Raw genomic sequence first — 16354 nt, forward strand, 5'->3', positions numbered from 1 at the left:
CGAGTCGTCGAAGCGCATGCGACGAAGTCGCGAGTCTCGACGACTCGGACGCGAGACACCAGGGGGCCGCGAACCCGCCGCGCCGAAGGCGCGGCCAATCCAACACAGCCCCGACGCTCGTGCCGCGGAGGGTACTACTACGCTGCCTAGTTATTACTCTCCCTAGCGGAGTGAGCCCGGTCGACATGGAGGGACAACCCGTGACTGCCCTGAAAGCTGTGACCGCCTCGACAGGGGCGCGTCGTCGCATGGTTTCGGTTGCCGCGCTCGCTGCCGGAGCGGCGCTCGTGCTGTCCGGCTGTAGTGCAGGCCAGGTCGCGCAGACCGCGACCCAGGTCGCCGCGGTCAACGGCAATCACGCCGACATCGACCGGATCTCTCTGCGCAATGTGCACATCGTCTTCCCGGCCACGGGCACCGACTACACCAACACCAAGGGCGGCAAGGCGATCATCGCGCTGTCGGTCGTCAACAACGGCGAGACCGTCGCCGACGAGCTGACCAGCATCACCACCGATCTGGGCACGGTGAAGCTCACCCCGCCCGCAGGCGCCTCGGCCTTCCAGATCGCCCCGCAGCAGACCGTCGTGGCGGCGACCGCCCCCACCACCGGAACCGCCGCCAAGTCCGACGAGCACGGTGCGACGCCGAGCGGCTCCGCCGCGCCGAGCACCAGCGCCGCGCCCGACTCGCACGGGGCCGGCGACAAGACCACCGTCGATCCGGAGAAGAAGCCGGGTCTGATCGAGATCACCGGTCTGACCAAGGACATCATCCCCGGTCTCACCTACCCGGTGACGTTCAACTTCAAGCAGAACGGCACCGTGACCGTGCAGGTCCCGGTCGACGCCGGTGCGGTCACCGAGCGGCACGAGGGCCAAACCGCCGCGACCGAGGGCGAGCACAAGGGCGGACACTGATCCGCTGACCGCTCCCGGGCAACGTACGGCTGTCGTGCATTCGCGCGGCAGCCGTTTTCGTATCTGTCGAGCCCGCTTGTCGGGGGTGGTACGTAAGGTGCGCCTGTGGCCAAGACCAAGTCGATCTTCCGATGCTCCGATTGCCGGTACGAGGTCGCCAAGTGGGTGGGCAAATGCCCGGAGTGCGGCGCATGGGGCACCGTAGACGAGGTAGCCGGGTCGGCGGCGACCGCGGCATCGCCGGTCGGGCGCAAGGCCATGCTGCCGAGCACAGCCGCCGCACCCATTTCGCATATCGATTCGAAGGTCACCAAGGCCAGGCCGACCGGGGTCGAGGAACTCGACCGGGTGCTGGGTGGGGGCATCGTGCCCGGATCGGTCGTATTGCTCTCCGGTGAGCCCGGTGTCGGCAAGTCGACGCTGCTGTTGGAGGTTGCCCACCGGTGGGCCACTCAGCGCGACGAGAAGTCGCTGTATGTCACGGCCGAGGAATCGGCGGGACAGGTTCGGCTGCGCGCCGACCGGACCAATGCGGTGCACGAAAGGGTCTATCTCGCAGCGGAATCGGATCTGTCGATCGTGCTCGGCCATGTCGAACAGGTGCGCCCCACCCTGCTGGTGGTCGACTCGGTGCAGACCATGCTCGTCCCGGAGGTGGACGGCACCATCGGCGGCGTCACCCAGGTGCGCGCGGTGGCGGCCGCGCTCACGTCACTGGCCAAGGCGAGCGGGATCGCGGTGCTGTTGGTCGGACATGTCACAAAGGACGGCAATGTCGCGGGCCCGCGCACGCTCGAACATCTGGTGGATGTGGTGCTGCAGTTCGAGGGCGACAAGAACTCCACACTGCGCATGGTGCGCGGTATCAAGAACCGCTTCGGCAGCTCCGATGAGGTCGGCTGTTTCGAATTGCACGACGACGGGATCTCCTGCGTCACCGATCCGTCCGGGCTGTTTCTGCACCACCGCACCGATTCGGTATCGGGTACGGCGGTCACCGTCGCGATGGACGGTAAGCGGCCGCTGGTCGCCGAGGTACAGGGCCTGACCGTGCACACCGAGATCCCGAATCCGCGGCGGGCGGTGAGTGGGCTGGACTACAACCGGGTCGCGATGGTGCTCGCCGTACTTCAGAGCCGCGGAAGGGTGTTCCTGGGCAAGCACGACGTGTACGCCGCGACCGTCGGTGGTATGCGCCTGCTGGAACCCGCCGCGGATCTGGCTGTGGCACTTGCCATTGCGAGTGCCGAGCGCGATCAGGCACTGCCGGTCGGCTGGGTCATCCTCGGTGAGGTAGGGCTGGCGGGCGAGGTGCGCCGGGTCACCGGCCTGGAGCGCAGACTCGCCGAGGCCGAACGCCTCGGCTTCACCACCGCGCTGGTTCCACCCGGGTTGGCACGCACCAAGGGCGGCATGAAGATCCACGAGGTGACCGACGTGAAGTCGGCCATCCGTCTCGCAGGTCTGCGCAAACAGCGCGCGACAACCACCGAAACCGCCCCCGACTTCTGAGCCGACAATGGCTGTCGCACAACCCGTCAGGCGATGTTGAAGGGTTCGGCGGCGCTGCGGAGTGAGCCCAGTTGGGCGACAACGGCGTATGCGCCGGGTGGGACCTGGACGCGGTCGCCCGCACAGTTGGGTTGGGAGGTCGAGCCCGACCAGGTGACCATGAAGGCCGCCTGTTCGCCGCGGTTCAGGGTGCGGACGTCGGGAGCGCCGTCCGGGTAGCAGTCGGTGCTCGACCATAGGCGGCGCTGGCCGTCGAGGCTGGTCACCGAGACCTGCTGCAGGCCGGAGCCGACATCGCGCGAACAGGCCGTGGACGAGATATTGGTGATCACGATGCCGAATACCGGGTTCTCACCGGTCTTGTAGGTCGGCTGCTCGACGGTCACCTTCACCGCCAGCGACTGATCCGGGCAGATACCCGCGGCGACCTGGCTGCCGCTCGCAGCCGCAGCTGTGGTGCCGGAGGGCTTCGCGCTGGATTCGCCGGTGGTCGGCGGCGGCGGCGTCGAGGAGGACACGCCCGCGGGCTTATTCGTCGCCGATGCGGAACTGGTCGCGGCCGCCTTTGTCGTACCCGGCGAATCGCCGCCGCGCGTGACCGTCAATACCAACCAGATCACCAGTGCGAGCGCCACGACCAGAACACCTACGGCGAGCGCGCGGCGTCGCCAATAGATCTCCGGAGGCAGCGGTCCATTCGGTTCCAGCACGGAGTCAACGGTAAGGGCACGATCCGGTACAGCGACTCAGGACCCCGGCGTGTCGGATCGGAAAACCCGCGCGCGGCAGGTAAATTCCGCTCCCACCGCTGGATGTCTCGGATCGGCCGTATCAGGCCAGCTCACCGATATTGCCGACGACCCGCTGCAACTTGACTTCGCCCTCGGCCAGTTTGTAGGTGACGCAGGCGATCGCGCATTCACCCGTCGCAACGCGCTGCGAAATGATCATCGAGCGCTGCATGAGCAGTCGGCTGGTCTCCACCACATGCCTGGCCTCCATCTCGTCGACGGTGGACAGCCCCTCCCGGCGCCCGACCAGAATCGACGGCGTGACCCGCTCGACCACACTGCGGATGAATCCGCCGGGCACCTCGCCGCCGTCCAGCGCGTCGATGGTGGCCTTCACCGCGCCGCAGCTGTCGTGGCCGAGCACCACGATCAGCGGCACGTTCAATACCTGCACCCCGTACTCGATCGAGCCGAGCACCGAGCTGTCCACCACATGGCCCGCGGTGCGCACGACGAACATATCGCCGAGGCCCTGGTCGAAAATCAACTCGGCGGCCACGCGGGAGTCACCGCAGCCGAAGAGGATCGCGTGCGGGTGCTGGCCGCTGACGAGCTTGGCCCGGTCGACCGCGCCCTGACTAGGATGCAGCAACGTGCCGTTCACGAAGCGCTCATTACCCTCACGAAGGGATTTCCAGGCACTGATCGGGTTGGAATCCGGCATACCGACCATTGTGCACATGGCAGTGGTTACCAGCGAGTCCGGTTCGTTACGGCTCGGCAAATATCGACCGGCCGCGGGACAATAGGAACGGTGAGGGCAGTGTCGGAAGGCGGCGCAGCGCAACAGCGTGCAGGCGGAAAACCCAAGATCACGACGGGTACCAACCGGGTGGATGCCGAGTCGTTGCTGGACTGGTACCGGGCGACCGCGCGGGATCTGCCGTGGCGACGCCAGGACGTCACCGCCTGGCAGATTCTGATGAGCGAAATCATGCTGCAGCAGACGCCGGTGGTGCGGGTCGAACCGATCTGGCGGGAGTGGGTCGCGCGCTGGCCGGTCCCCTCCGCCATGGCGGCCTCGTCGCAGGCCGAGGTGCTGCGCGCCTGGGGCAAGCTCGGCTATCCGCGGCGGGCGTTGCGGTTGCACGAGTGCGCGAAGGTACTCGCCGAGGAACACGGTGACGAGGTGCCGACCGATGTGGATGTGCTGCTCGGCCTGCCGGGTATCGGCGCGTATACCGCGCGGGCGGTGGCCTGTTTCGCCTACGGACAGCGAGTTCCGGTGGTTGACACCAATGTTCGCCGGGTGGTGGCGCGCGCCGTGCACGGGCGCGCGGCGGCCGGTAATCCGTCATCGCGCGATCTGCCCGAGACCGAAGCGCTGCTGCCGCGCCGAATCGACCATGCCGCAATGTTTTCCGCCGCGCTGATGGAACTCGGCGCCACGGTGTGCACAGCGCGCACCCCCGACTGCTCGCGTTGCCCGCTGCCGCAATGCGCGTGGGTCTCGGCGGGCAGGCCGGTCTCCGATGTGGTGCGCAAGACGCAGAAGTACGAGGGCACCGATCGTCAGGCGCGCGGTCGGCTGCTCGACGTGTTGCGCGACGCGACCGGTCCGGTCGAGCGAATCCGGTTGGATCTGGCCTGGACTCGCGATCCCGGCCAGCGCGACCGCGCTTTGGACTCCCTACTCGTCGACGGCCTCATCGAACAAACCCCGGATGGGTTGTTCGCGCTGGCCGGTGAGGGCTAGAACAGCCTGTGCCGGGGTCGTCGAGGTCCTGACGAACCACCCCCAACGGGCCGTTCGCCCTGGCGAGGGCCTGAACAACCTCATACCGGAAGGTTCAGGACTTTCCGGAGGAATGCTTCGACTTCGGTGCGGTAGCGCTCCGGTTGGTCGTCGTGCACCAGATGGCCCGCGTTCGGGATCCGGACGTAGGTGGCGTCGGGATGGACGTCGGCCATCTGCCGCATCTGGCCCTCGGGGGTGATGGTGAATTCGCCTTCGATCAAGAGAACGGGCGCTTCGACCGCATGCCATTGCGCCCAGAAGTCGCGGGTGCCCCACTCCTCGGAGATATCGCGGAAGGTCTCGACCGGACCGTGCAGGCGGTAGCCATCGGGGCCGTGCTCGAAGGAGTCGAGGAAGTAGCGCCCGGCGACCGGGCCGAAGAAATCCAGCACCGCATCCGCATTCGGAAACGGCTGCGGCCAGGCCTCGATCATGGCCGCCCAGTTCGCGGCGGTGCGGCCACGGAAGTCGGGGGCAATATCCTCGACCACCAGCGCGCGCACCCGCTCCGGATACCGCGCCGCGAAGACCCAGCCGTGCAGCCCACCCATCGAATGTCCGAGGACCACCATGGGTTCGGAAATTTCGGCGGTGGCCGCGGCGAGGTCGTCGATGAAGGCCTCGGTGGTCAGTTCCGCGGGCGCGGGACGACCGTGACCGGCGGCGTCGAAGGTGTAGACGTGGCCGATCTCCCGCAGCCAGGACAGGTGATCGCGCCAGGTGCGGGCACTGCCCATCAGTCCGTGCAGCAGCAGGATCGGCACGCCCGCTCCGCCTTCGTCATACAACACTGTGACATTTTTGCAGTGTTTGATTTGCCGCGCCTTCGGCGCGGCGGGTTCGCGGCCCCCTGGTGTCTCGCGTCCGAGTCGTCGAGACTCGCGCCTGCGGCGCATGCGCTTCGACGACTCGGACGCAAGACGGGCCGCGAACTCCTCGCTCGTAAGACGCGCTCCGTAGTGGTCGCCGAGGGCGGATCGCTCGGCGCCTGACGGGCGCGTGCCGGGCGGGCGGGGCCCGCGCCTGCGTCGTCGCATGCACTTCGACGACCCGGACGCGAGACGGGCCGCTCGTAAGACTCGCTCCGCGCTGATCGCCGATGGCGGAGCGCTCGGCGCCTGACGGGCACGCGCCACGCAGGCGGACCCCACGACTTCGTCCCATGCACTTCGACGACCGGACGCGAGACGGGCGAACGGGCCGCTCGTAAGACTCGCTCCGTCGTACTTACCCGGCCGTCAAAGTCGCTCTGGATCTACAAGTCCGCGTTTGACCGCCTGCACCAAACGACGCGGCACCTTGTGCACGACCCCACCGACACTGACCGGCACCAGGTCCGGTGGGGTCGCCTTCCACTGCGAGCGGCGGCTGCGCGTATTGGACCGCGACATCCTGCGCTTGGGCACCGCCATATCAGCCCTCCCCTCGTGAAGGCTGGGACGCGGCCCGCGCCCGCTTGCCATATTTGCGCTCGAACTTCTCCACCCGGCCCTGGGTATCCAGTACGCGGTGCGCGCCGGTCCAGAACGGGTGCGAATCGGAGGTGACGTCCACGACCAGCAGCGGGTAGGTATTGCCGTCTTCCCACTCGACGGTGCGTGCGCTGGTGGCGGTGGACCGGGTCCGGAACCGCTTTCCGGTACTCGAATCCTCGAACACCACGGGGTGGTAGTCGGGATGTGAGCCAGTCTTCATTTCGCTTCTCCTCTCGGGCTTTTCGCCTGACCGTCGATCGGCAGACCGGTGGGTTCGCAGGGGTCGGCATGCCATTCGCCGAAGGGGTCCTCCCACTGCGCGACCCGCTCGGGTGCGCGTTCCACCAGGCGCAGTTCGTCGTCCTCGACCAGCGCCCAGTGCAGGGCCTGCCGGATCTCGGCCGGGTCGGCGTCATGGGCCAGGATGACCAGCGAAATATCGCGGTCGCCGAACTGCTCGTCCCAGCGCAGCGCGGCCATGGCCCGGCGCGCGGGGTCGGCCTGTTCCAACTCGCTCGGACTCATGGCGGCCAGCCACGGTCCCGCGCCGCCGACGCGCAATCCGCCACCCGCCGATTCCAGCCACACCACCTCGTTCGGCTGGGTGGCCAGCCACATCCGTCCGCGTGCGGTCACGACGCCGTCGAAAAGCACGTCGAGGGCCTCATGCAAGCGAGCCGGATGGAACGGGCGGCTCGCGGCGAATTCGACCAGGGCGACGCCGTATTCGGCGCCGAGCGGCGGCTGGCCACGCAACAGCGGCGCATGGGCATCGAAGACGCGGCCGCGCCGCGAATGGGCCGGAATGCGCGCGAGCAATGCCTCGACATCGGCCGAGTCGACCAGATCGATATCGTCGATCCAGGCCACCGGCGCTTCGGGCACGAGCCGGGACAGCACCGCGGCGAGTCGCGCCCGATCGATGGGATCGCCGGTACTACCTTGTGCCACAACGGCATCCGCGAAGTCGACCTGACCGACCGTCACCTGGGCCACGGTCCGGTCGTCGGCTGCGGTCGCCAGTCCGCGCTCGGCGAGGGTGTCCTCGCCGGTGGCATCGGTCAACCAGGTTCGCGCGTCCACGCAGGTGAGCACGGCCTCGACCCGCACATCGCGGCCCGCCGGGCCGTCGACGCGGCCGACCACACCGGTGACGACGATATTCTCGATCGCCTGGCAGATCGCTTCCGCCTCGAAGGCCGGATCCAGTTCCAGCACAATCCGATCCACCGATTCACGGGCGGCGAGCGCGCACAGCAGCGGCAGCAGATCGATGCGCAGGGTGCAGGAGATGCAGCCGTGCGCCAATTCGAGCACGGTCGCGGTCGCCTGCTCGCCGATGCGCACCGTGCGATGCACGATGCCCTCGCCGAGTCCGCTCAGGTCGTGGCGGATGGTGACGGTGCCCGGCGTCTCGCGCAGTGCGGCGGCCAGTCGTGCCACACCCGCCGCGGCCGCTCCGGAGCATCCTGCGAGCACCACGACGGGGGTTCTCCGGTCGGACTGCCTCCCGGGTGGGAGTAGGTCGGGTTCCACGCAGCACCCCTTTCGGTATCCAATTCGGCATGAGCGGAGGCCCTGCGCGGTCACGCAGGCAGCCCCCTCCGGGCCTGATCCATCCATACTGGAAACGATTTTCATTTACTGTCAGGCAACGGTACATTGTCGAACGGCCGTTGTCGAAAATGATTGTCAAATACTGGAAGGAGTCCGCATGTCGGCCCACTGCCAGGTCACCGGGCGCAAGCCTGGATTCGGCAAGTCCGTATCGCACTCGCACAAGCGGACGAGCCGGCGCTGGAATCCCAATATCCAGCGCAAGACCTATTACCTACCCAGCGAGGACCGGCGAATCACGCTGAACGTCTCCGCCAAGGGCATCAAGACCATCGACCGGGACGGGATCGAGGCGGTCGTCGCCCGGATCCGCGGGAGCGAAGCGAAGCGGTCGAAAAGACACAGCCGAGCTCGCGGCGACAAGATCTGAAAGGAGCACCATGGCCTCGAAATCGACCGAGATCCGGCCGATCATCAAACTGAAATCCACTGCGGGAACGGGATATACGTACGTCACGCGGAAGAACCGGCGCAATGATCCGGACCGCATGATGTTGCGCAAATACGATCCGATGGTGCGCAGGCACGTCGACTTCCGCGAGGAGCGCTGATGGCCAAGAAATCGAAGATCGCCCGCAATGAGCAGCGCAAGGAGATCGTCGCCCGCCATGCGGCGCGGCGCGCGGAGCTCAAGGAACTGATCCGCAAGCCGACCACCTCCGAGGAAGCCCGCGCAGCGGCACAGTCGGCGCTACAGCGGCTGCCCCGCGATGCCAGTCCGGTACGATTGCGCAATCGGGACGCCGCGGACGGACGACCGCGCGGTCATCTCCGGAAGTTCGGACTTTCCCGCGTACGTGTACGCGAGATGGCCCATCGGGGTGAACTCCCCGGTGTGCACAAATCGAGCTGGTAGACAACCACTGATCTCGAGAAGGAAACCCGTCACATGGCAGTCAAGCGAGCACCCTCGAAGAAGGTTCGCGCCGAGCAGGCCCGTCGCCCGAAGAAGAACCCGCTGATCGCGGCGGGCGTCGAGACGGTCGATTACAAGGACGTCAACCTCCTGCGCACCTTCATCTCCGACCGCGGCAAGATCCGCAGCCGCCGGGTCACCGGGCTTACCCCGCAGCAGCAGCGCCAGGTCGCCGTCGCGGTGAAGAACGCCCGCGAGATGGCACTTCTGCCGTTCACCAGCCGGTAGACACCGACGTGGCAGGGCCCCGAAGCTGAATCAGCCTCGGGGCCCTGCGTCGTCAGCACGTCACGGGATGGTGAGCACCTGGCCGGGGTTGATGGCATCCGGGTTGTCGATGCCGCTGGCGTCGGCGATCTCCTGGTAGCGGTTGCCGTCGCCGTAGAAGCGCTCGGCGATCGCCCACAGGGTGTCGCCCGGCTCGACCGTGTAGGTCTGCGCGGCCGGCGGCGGGGGCGGAACCTCTTCGGCGGCGGGCGCGGCGGCCTGCTCGGCAACCGGCTCCGGCTCCGGCTCCGGCTCCGGCTCCGGGGCGGGCAGCGGGTTGTCGGTCTGTGTGTCCGACGCCCACAGCGCGCTGCCGTCCGTGCCGTACAGCACCACATTGCGGTCGGCCTGCACGGTCAGCCGGTCCGCTTCCCGGCCATTGGTTTCGGTGGCCCAGGCGGCGCCCTCACCCTTGTAGAGCACGAAGTTGCCGTCCTCCTGCAGGACTGCACGTTCGACACCTTGATCGTGAGTCAGAGTGGACCACACGACATTTCCATCCGGTTCCGACAGCACCAGATTGCCATCGGGCTGCAGGGTCAGGGTGTACGCACCGCCGACCAGAGACTGGCCGAGCCCGAGTTCTTCACCTACGCGCAGCGTGTCGCCCACGTTCTTCCTTTCGAAGGTTTACTGTGCCAAGCATTCCGGCTCGATGCGTGCCGCTCGACGCGCATCGGCCCCCGAATGTACTGTGCGCGCCAGCAGCGCGGAGGTATTACGCGCAGGCTTAGCCGAATGTTCACTGTGTTGGCTTCATCGCTCTATCATCTTGTCGCACAATCAGACGCGACCGTCCTGTTGGTTTGCTGGCACGGTTCGCCTCGACGCATCGGCACGTGGATTAGGGTGGTCGGTATGTATCGGATGTCGCGAGTTCGGCCCGCCGCAGTCGCCGTCGCATTGTTCGTCGGCCTCGCCGTCACCGCATGCGGTGGCTCCGATAACGGTGGGACACAAGGGAAGACAACGACAACGAGTGCGGCGAAGAGCACGCCGACCGAGGGGACACCCGCCGACGCGGGCCGGATGTTCGTCGCCGATCCGACGATCGTCGGCGCGCATCCGATTCCGTTCACGTCCTGGTCACGGGTTGCCGATGATCGGATCGCGGTCAACTTCGAGACCGGATCGCCGGAGTGCTACGGCGTGGATGCCGGCGTGACCGAGACCGATTCGACGGTCACCGTGGAACTGCGATCGGGTACGCGTGCCGATGCGGTCGGCCGAATGTGCACCATGATCGCGGTTTTCGGCACCCTCGAAGTGCCACTGAAGGCTCCACTCGGCAGCCGACAGGTCCTCAGCGCGGTCTAGACGGGTTCGGCGACTACGTCCGCGAGGGCGGCGAATTCCAGGTAGGTTGCGGGTTTGGCTGGGCCCCAAGTCTTTTGCGCCATGACGCGCAACGGCATCGTGATCGATGTGGCTATCTGCGCCGGAGTTTGTGCGGTCGGGGTATCGCACCATACGTATAGACCGGAGCCGAGATTGCTCGCGCTCTGGTCCGGAGTCAGGCGCGTGCCGTCCACGAAAAGCGTTGGGTCCCAGAGCTCATAGGCCAGTGGGGCCGGAATATTGCCGATGGCGGCCGGTCCGCCGGTCACGTAATAGGCGGGCGTGAAGGCCGCATTCTTCACCTGATGTCCGGCGGCGATGAGATCCGGTGCGGTGCGCGCATTTCCGAAGAACGGCAGGGGCAGCTGCGGGATGCCGGCGCGGCTCCAGAAGTCGATGACGATACCGCGGTCGGGGATGATTGTTCCTTCGCCGGTGTGCAGTCCGTCGTTCCAGATGCGTGGACGTTTGCCGTGTGCGCGCACTATTTCGGCGCCCCAGTTGATCAGTCCGAGGTAGGCGTCGACCGGTTGGGCCTGCGGGCCGTAGGTGGCGCGGGCGTATTCGCCCAGTTGCGGGTATTCGTCGATGGATACGACGCGGGTGCCCCGCAGTAGGAACTCGTCCGCGCCGAGATGCCAATAGCCGCCGGGGAATTGGGGAAGGAATTCCTCCAGGATGTCGCGCAGCAAGTCGTAGCTTCGCGGGTTCGAGATATCGATGGCGGAGTCCGAGACGACTCCGGCCGCGCTGCGCAGCTTCAGTTCGGGACGGGCAGCCAGGATTCCGTTCATATGGCCCGGGAAGTCCACCTCGGGCACGATCTCGACCTGGTAGCGCGCGGCATATTCGATCAGATCGCGAATGTCTTGCCTCGAATAGTGTTCCGGTGCAGTGATTTCCGGATGACGCATACTCTCGAGGCGAAATCCGAAGGAGTCCGAGAAGTGCAGGTGCAGCAGGTTGAGTTTGAGCTGGGCCATGCGCCGGATCTGATCGCGCAGCATATCGACCGGCATGAATTCCCGGCCGACGTCGAGCATGAGTGAGCGTTCGCGGTAGTCGGGCCAATCCGTCACGGTGCCGCCGGGAATCGCGGTGTTCCTGCGCAGCATCTGCAATGCGGACCTGGTGGCGTAGAAGGTTCCGGCCGTGTCCGAGCCCTGGAGATCGAGGGTGTCGCCGACCGCTATCCGGTACGACTCCGGAGTGTTCGGCGCGCCGTCGACCGGACCGTTCCTTAGCACGATGTCACCCGGTCGGCCGGACGAACCCGACTGTGCCACAACATCATTGCCAGTGAGGGTGTGCAAGCCGTCGACAAGATCGACCGCGGCGTCGCGCAGCCCGTCAGCTGCGTACACGACGCGCGCATGTGCGCCGAGGGAGAATCCGGCCCCACCCGGCACCCAGCGCTTTACCGACGGCACGGTTGGCGGTGCGAAGTACTCGGCCCGGACCGGCGAGGCGCCACCGAGCGAAGCGGTCGCCGCAACCATCAAGGCGACTACCCACGAAGCCAGCACCGTGCGATCCGACATGCGGCCACTCTACGAAACCCGACACGCCACGCCCGCCACCGCGCGCCGCATATCCGATCCCGGGCCCGCCGAGGCGGGTAGACGTCTATCAGCGGTAGTCGAATGGCGGGTCCGCGCCGTCGACGGCCACCATTCGACTACCGTCGGCGGCTGCTCTGCCGTGCGGACCGGCGGGAGCCGTGGCTCCCGCCGTCCTGGCGGGGTGGCTCAGTGGGCGAAGTGGCGAGAGCCCGTGAGGTAGAGGGTGACTCCCGCTTCCCGGGCCAGGTCGATCGTGTCCTGGTCGCGGACCGAGCCGCCAGGCTGCACAATGGCCCGGATACCGGCCTGGATGAGCTGCTGCGGGCCGTCGGAGAACGGGAAGAACGCATCCGATGCGGCGACCGAACCCTTGGCGCGGTCACCGGCGCGCTGCACCGCGAGACCGACCGCATCGACCCGGTTGACCTGGCCCATGCCGACGCCGACCGAGGCGCCGTCGTGTGCGAGCAGGATGGCATTGGACTTCACGGCACGGCAGGCGCGCCAAGCGAACTCGAGATCGGCAAGGGTTTCCGCATCGGCCGCCTCACCCGCCACCAGGGTCCAGTTCTGCGGGTTGTCTCCAGGGGCGTCGAGGATATCGCGGCTCTGCAGCAGTGCACCGCCGCTGATCGGGCGCAGCTCCGCACCAGCGCGCCGCGGCGGCTCGGCGACCAGGATGCGCACATTCTTCTTGCGCTGCAACACCTCGACGGCGCCATCGGCATAGGACGGTGCGACGATCACCTCGGTGAAGATATCGGCGACCTGTTCGGCCATCTCCACGGTGATCTCACCGTTGGCCGCGATCACACCACCGTAGGCGCTCACCGGATCACATGCGTGCGCCTTGCGGTGCGCCTCGGCGAGATCCGCGCCGATCGCGATGCCACAGGGGTTGGCGTGCTTGATGATCGCGACCGCCGGTGCCGAATGGTCATAGGCGGCGCGCCAAGCGGCGTCGGCATCGGTGTAGTTGTTGTACGACATTTCCTTGCCGTGCAACTGCTTTGCCTGCGCCAGGCCCCGACTGCCGTCGTTCTGGGTGTACAGCGCGGCGGCCTGATGCGGGTTCTCGCCGTAGCGCAGCACCGAGGCGCGCTCCCAGGAGCCGCCGATCCAGCTCGGGAACTGCTGTGCGGCAGCCTCATTCGGCTCGGTGGCCGGGGTGAGCACGCTGGTCATCCAGCTCGCGACCGCGACGTCGTAGCTTGCGGTGTGCTGGAATGCCTTGGCCGCCAACGCGGTCCGCTCGGGCAGCGTGAAGCCGCCCGCCTGCACCGCGGCGAGTACGTCGTCGTAGTCGCCGCTGTCGACGACCACCGCGACCGACGGATGGTTCTTGGCTGCCGCACGCACCATCGACGGACCGCCGATATCGATCTGCTCGACGCATTCGTCATTGCTCGCACCGCTGGCCACGGTCTGGGTGAACGGGTACAGATTCACGACGACGAGCTGAAATGCCTCGACGCCGAGCTCGACCAGCTGGTCGACGTGTTCGGCCTTGCGGGTATCCGCGAGAATGCCCGCGTGCACCCGCGGGTGCAGGGTCTTGACCCGGCCGTCCAGGGTCTCCGGGAATCCGGTCAGATCCTCGACCTTGGTCACCGGGATGCCCGCGTCGGCGATCTTGCCCGCCGTCGAACCGGTCGAAACCAGTTCGATACCGGCGGCGTTCAGCCCGGTCGCGAGCTCGATGAGCCCCGTCTTGTCGTAGACGCTGATCAGCGCCCTGTGAATCCCCTTACGCTCACTCACCGAAGTACCCGCTCATCTGGAATTACTGCCTTTCGTCCGTCGGAGACAATGCCTCTGGTGGCGACGGCGGCGACAACCTCCGCCAGCAACCGTCGCTCGACAACCTTGATGCGCTCGTGCAGGGTGGCCTCGTCGTCATCGTCGAGCACCGGCACCGCCTCCTGGGCCAGGATCGGTCCGGTATCGATGCCGGAATCGACCAGGTGCACGGTCGAACCGGTGACCTTCACCCCGTAGGCGAGGGCGTCACGGACCCCGTGCGCGCCCGGGAATGCGGGCAGCAGCGCGGGGTGGGTATTGATGATCCGGCCGCCGTAGCGGGCCAGGAAGACCGGGCCGAGGATCTTCATGAATCCGGCCGAGACCACCAGATCGGGTTCGTAGGCGGCGACCGCATCGGTCAGCGCGACATCCCAGGCGGCGCGATCGGGGAAATCCTGCACGGCCATCCGGAAGGCCGGAATCCCCGCGGCGGCCGCGTGTTCGGTGGCCTGGCAGACGCGGTCCACGCCGACGGCGACGACGGTCGCCGGATACTCCGGAGCGGCGGCGGCCTCGATCAGGGCGCGCAGCAGGGAACCGGTGCCAGAGGCCAGCACGACGACGGTTGCCGGGGTCGCGGATGCCACCCACGGGGCATTCGAAGACGGCTGGGGGGCGGCAGCCGGCGAAGCCGGCGGGGTGGGCAAGCGCTGGGTGTCGGCAGCCGACGGAGTCGGCGGGGTGGGTAAACTCAGCGGTCCACTCCTGCATGTCGGTCGAAAGGGCGGAGGCGGTATTACACCGCCGGGTAGAGCCTAACGACCGTCCACCCGGTCACTTTCCGGCAGGTCCGCCTCGACCACTTCGGCATCGACGATGTCGGGGAAGGAATTGCTGCCCGCGGCGCCCGAGGTGGCGATGGCGGGCTGCTCGTCGACAAGTTCGCCGTCGAGTTCCACTTCGAAGTCGGGACCGGCGTAGTCCTCGTATTCGTCGTCGTAGTCGTCGTATCCGTCGTATCCGTCGTATCCGTCGTGTTCGTCGTAGTGCTCGTCCTCGTAATGATCGTCGTAGCGATCGCTGTCGTCGTAATAGTCGTCTTCGTAGTAGTCGTCGTAATCGGCGTACTCGTCGTCGTACCCGGTCACCGGCGCGCCGATGGGAACGACGAACCAGCGCGCGAACATCAGACCCACATATCCGGCTACGGCCAACCAGCCGAAGGCCACCACCGCGAAGATCGGCAGGTCGAGCCCGAACTGTCCGAACGTTCCGAGGTCGCCGCCCGCCACCACGCCGAGCAGCACCAACGTCACGGTCGCCACCCCCGCTGAGGTCAGCGTCGCCCACGGCGCGCCCGCGCGGTCGTGGGAGGTCCGTCCGATATCGAGCCCGCCGAGCACACCCACCGCGGCCGGAATCAACAGCAGCACCGGCCACCAGCCTTCGGCGGGTCCGGTCGGCACTGCCGCCATCAGCGGAACGGCCGGAATCGGGCCGCCGACAACGGAAAACACGCCGATCGACGCATCCCCGAACTGCGCGCCGGAGCCGACGAGCACGCCGACCGTCGCGATCACCACATTGGGCAGATACGCCAGCGAGAGCAGGATCAGCCCGAGCACACCCGCCGCATTGCCCGCGGCATGAAAGGTGTCACCGATGCGCGACCAATGCGCGAGGAAAGACACGATGACGACCGCGGTGGCGCAGGTCAGCAGGCGTACGACTGTTCGACCCGCGCCGAATGTGCCCGCGATCGCCCACTCCGGCAACCGCAGCAGGGTTAACAGCCGACGCCGACTCCGGCTCGCGATGCCACCGACCGCGGCGACCAGGTGCACGGCGCCGACCCAGCCGAAGGCGGCCAGCGTATTCGGCGGCTGCAATGCCACGACACCGGAGGCGTCCTCGGCGACCGCCAGACAGACGGCAGTGACCAGCAGCGGTCCGGCCAGCGCCGCACCGACGATCCAGCCGAGATCCGCGCGCGAACTGTCCGGCTCGACCGCGCGGGCGCAATCGCGACCGGTCGCCCAGACCAGCAGTCCGGTCGGCAGCAGCGGGAGCAGCTCGACTGAGGTTTTGCCGATCACCAACGGAACCTGGTGTGCCGCAAGCCAACCCGCGGCGATCGCACCCGAGGTACCGGCCAGGTTACTGCCCGAGGACAGTAGGGCGGCCAGCATGAGGACGACGACGGCGACGAGCGCGTAGGTCGTCGGCCGGGCCGCGACCAGGAGCAGCACGCGGGCGCGCTCGGGGGTCAGCGATAGAAATCCGGCCTCGTCGAAAACGTCCGCGGATGTGCGCGGCGTCGATCGGTCGCTCCGCGCCGAACGTTCCGGCGCGCCGCGGGACTCGGGGGTCCGGCGAACAAGAGAAGGTCTCGAGGAGCTCATGGAAATTCAGCGTGGCAGGTCCCCCGGCGCGAGCGGGTCAGGCGCGCCGACCCGGTCTGGGGCGCGCCGGGAG

19 protein-coding genes are annotated in these 16354 nt (G+C 67.3%); 8 read left to right on the plus strand and 11 right to left on the minus strand.

The features are described 5' to 3' along the window. The first annotated feature begins 200 nt into the window (after positions 1 to 200). A complete protein-coding gene (locus tag ACIBW7_RS41935; protein WP_397056525.1) occupies positions 201 to 920 on the plus strand; it encodes a hypothetical protein in 720 nt (239 codons plus the stop codon). 105 nt (positions 921 to 1025) lie between these two features. Continuing rightward, positions 1026 to 2432 (plus strand): DNA repair protein RadA, encoded by a 1407-nt coding sequence (gene radA / locus ACIBW7_RS41940; RefSeq protein ID WP_397056527.1) that lies wholly within the window; start codon positions 1026 to 1028, stop codon positions 2430 to 2432. A 26-nt stretch (positions 2433 to 2458) separates the two neighbouring features. Here the strand turns inward: radA and ACIBW7_RS41945 are convergent, their stop codons facing one another. Both ACIBW7_RS41945 and ACIBW7_RS41950 read right to left on the minus strand, forming a co-directional pair. Then, positions 2459 to 3142, minus strand: a complete 684-nt coding sequence (locus ACIBW7_RS41945) for a hypothetical protein (protein ID WP_397056529.1) — start codon at positions 3140 to 3142, stop codon at positions 2459 to 2461. A gap of 121 nt (positions 3143 to 3263) precedes the next feature. Next, the gene (locus ACIBW7_RS41950) at positions 3264 to 3887 is read right to left on the minus strand and encodes a carbonic anhydrase (protein WP_397056531.1); all 624 of its coding nucleotides are present in this window, start codon (positions 3885 to 3887) and stop codon (positions 3264 to 3266) included. Positions 3888 to 4034: 147 nt separating this feature from the next. On the opposite strand from ACIBW7_RS41950, the gene ACIBW7_RS41955 reads away from it, so the two are divergent. Further along, a complete protein-coding gene (locus tag ACIBW7_RS41955; protein WP_397056634.1) occupies positions 4035 to 4919 on the plus strand; it encodes an A/G-specific adenine glycosylase in 885 nt (294 codons plus the stop codon). Positions 4920 to 4999: 80 nt separating this feature from the next. Here ACIBW7_RS41955 and ACIBW7_RS41960 read toward each other — a convergent pair whose 3' ends face one another. The 4 genes from ACIBW7_RS41960 to mrf all read right to left on the minus strand — a co-directional run bounded on the left by ACIBW7_RS41960 (position 5000) and on the right by mrf (position 7918). Then, positions 5000 to 5752: an alpha/beta fold hydrolase gene (locus tag ACIBW7_RS41960; RefSeq protein ID WP_397056533.1), complete on the minus strand. Its 753-nt coding sequence runs from the start codon at positions 5750 to 5752 to the stop codon at positions 5000 to 5002. Between the two features lie 447 nt (positions 5753 to 6199). Next, a complete protein-coding gene (gene rpmF / locus ACIBW7_RS41965; RefSeq protein ID WP_397056535.1) occupies positions 6200 to 6373 on the minus strand; it encodes a 50S ribosomal protein L32 in 174 nt (57 codons plus the stop codon). Between the two features lies 1 nt (position 6374). Continuing rightward, a complete protein-coding gene (locus ACIBW7_RS41970) occupies positions 6375 to 6656 on the minus strand; it encodes a type B 50S ribosomal protein L31 (protein WP_397056537.1) in 282 nt (93 codons plus the stop codon). Further along, the gene (mrf, locus tag ACIBW7_RS41975; protein WP_397056539.1) at positions 6653 to 7918 is read right to left on the minus strand and encodes a ribosome hibernation factor-recruiting GTPase MRF; all 1266 of its coding nucleotides are present in this window, start codon (positions 7916 to 7918) and stop codon (positions 6653 to 6655) included. The genes ACIBW7_RS41970 and mrf overlap by 4 nt, the downstream gene beginning before the upstream one ends. 232 nt (positions 7919 to 8150) lie before the next feature. Between mrf and rpmB the strand changes: the two genes are divergently transcribed. Genes rpmB through rpsR form a run of 4 tightly spaced genes read left to right on the plus strand, consistent with a single transcriptional unit; the run spans position 8151 to position 9197 of the window. Next, positions 8151 to 8423, plus strand: a complete 273-nt coding sequence (gene rpmB / locus ACIBW7_RS41980) for a 50S ribosomal protein L28 (RefSeq protein ID WP_329413492.1) — start codon at positions 8151 to 8153, stop codon at positions 8421 to 8423. Positions 8424 to 8433: 10 nt separating this feature from the next. Then, the gene (rpmG, locus tag ACIBW7_RS41985) at positions 8434 to 8604 is read left to right on the plus strand and encodes a 50S ribosomal protein L33 (RefSeq protein WP_397056542.1); all 171 of its coding nucleotides are present in this window, start codon (positions 8434 to 8436) and stop codon (positions 8602 to 8604) included. Further along, on the plus strand, positions 8604 to 8909 hold the full coding sequence (rpsN, locus tag ACIBW7_RS41990; protein WP_063036845.1) for a 30S ribosomal protein S14: 306 nt from the start codon (positions 8604 to 8606) through the stop codon (positions 8907 to 8909). Before rpmG ends, rpsN begins: the two co-directional genes overlap by 1 nt. A 33-nt stretch (positions 8910 to 8942) precedes the next feature. Beyond that, positions 8943 to 9197, plus strand: coding sequence for a 30S ribosomal protein S18 (gene rpsR, locus ACIBW7_RS41995; protein ID WP_040695439.1), 255 nt, complete (start codon positions 8943 to 8945; stop codon positions 9195 to 9197). 60 nt (positions 9198 to 9257) lie between these two features. Here the strand turns inward: rpsR and ACIBW7_RS42000 are convergent, their stop codons facing one another. Next, positions 9258 to 9848, minus strand: coding sequence for a LysM peptidoglycan-binding domain-containing protein (locus ACIBW7_RS42000; RefSeq protein ID WP_397056545.1), 591 nt, complete (start codon positions 9846 to 9848; stop codon positions 9258 to 9260). A 246-nt stretch (positions 9849 to 10094) separates the two neighbouring features. Between ACIBW7_RS42000 and ACIBW7_RS42005 the strand changes: the two genes are divergently transcribed. After that, positions 10095 to 10553, plus strand: coding sequence for a hypothetical protein (locus tag ACIBW7_RS42005; protein ID WP_397056547.1), 459 nt, complete (start codon positions 10095 to 10097; stop codon positions 10551 to 10553). On the opposite strand, the gene ACIBW7_RS42010 is transcribed toward ACIBW7_RS42005, so the two are convergent. The 4 genes from ACIBW7_RS42010 to ACIBW7_RS42025 all read right to left on the minus strand — a co-directional run bounded on the left by ACIBW7_RS42010 (position 10550) and on the right by ACIBW7_RS42025 (position 16281). After that, positions 10550 to 12115 carry a family 20 glycosylhydrolase gene (locus tag ACIBW7_RS42010; RefSeq protein WP_397056549.1) on the minus strand — a complete coding sequence of 522 codons (1566 nt, stop codon included), beginning with the start codon at positions 12113 to 12115 and terminating at the stop codon, positions 10550 to 10552. The two genes, ACIBW7_RS42005 and ACIBW7_RS42010, sit on opposite strands and share 4 nt — an antisense overlap. Before the next feature lie 207 nt (positions 12116 to 12322). After that, a complete protein-coding gene (purH, locus tag ACIBW7_RS42015) occupies positions 12323 to 13897 on the minus strand; it encodes a bifunctional phosphoribosylaminoimidazolecarboxamide formyltransferase/IMP cyclohydrolase (protein ID WP_397056551.1) in 1575 nt (524 codons plus the stop codon). Then, positions 13894 to 14526, minus strand: a complete 633-nt coding sequence (gene purN / locus ACIBW7_RS42020) for a phosphoribosylglycinamide formyltransferase (RefSeq protein WP_397056553.1) — start codon at positions 14524 to 14526, stop codon at positions 13894 to 13896. Before purN ends, purH begins: the two co-directional genes overlap by 4 nt. Before the next feature lie 168 nt (positions 14527 to 14694). Next, the gene (locus ACIBW7_RS42025; protein WP_397056555.1) at positions 14695 to 16281 is read right to left on the minus strand and encodes a DUF6350 family protein; all 1587 of its coding nucleotides are present in this window, start codon (positions 16279 to 16281) and stop codon (positions 14695 to 14697) included. Positions 16282 to 16354: the final 73 nt, after the last annotated feature.

This window comes from Nocardia sp. NPDC049526 (genome assembly GCF_044465765.1).
Taxonomy (GTDB): Bacteria; Actinomycetota; Actinomycetes; order Mycobacteriales; family Mycobacteriaceae; genus Nocardia.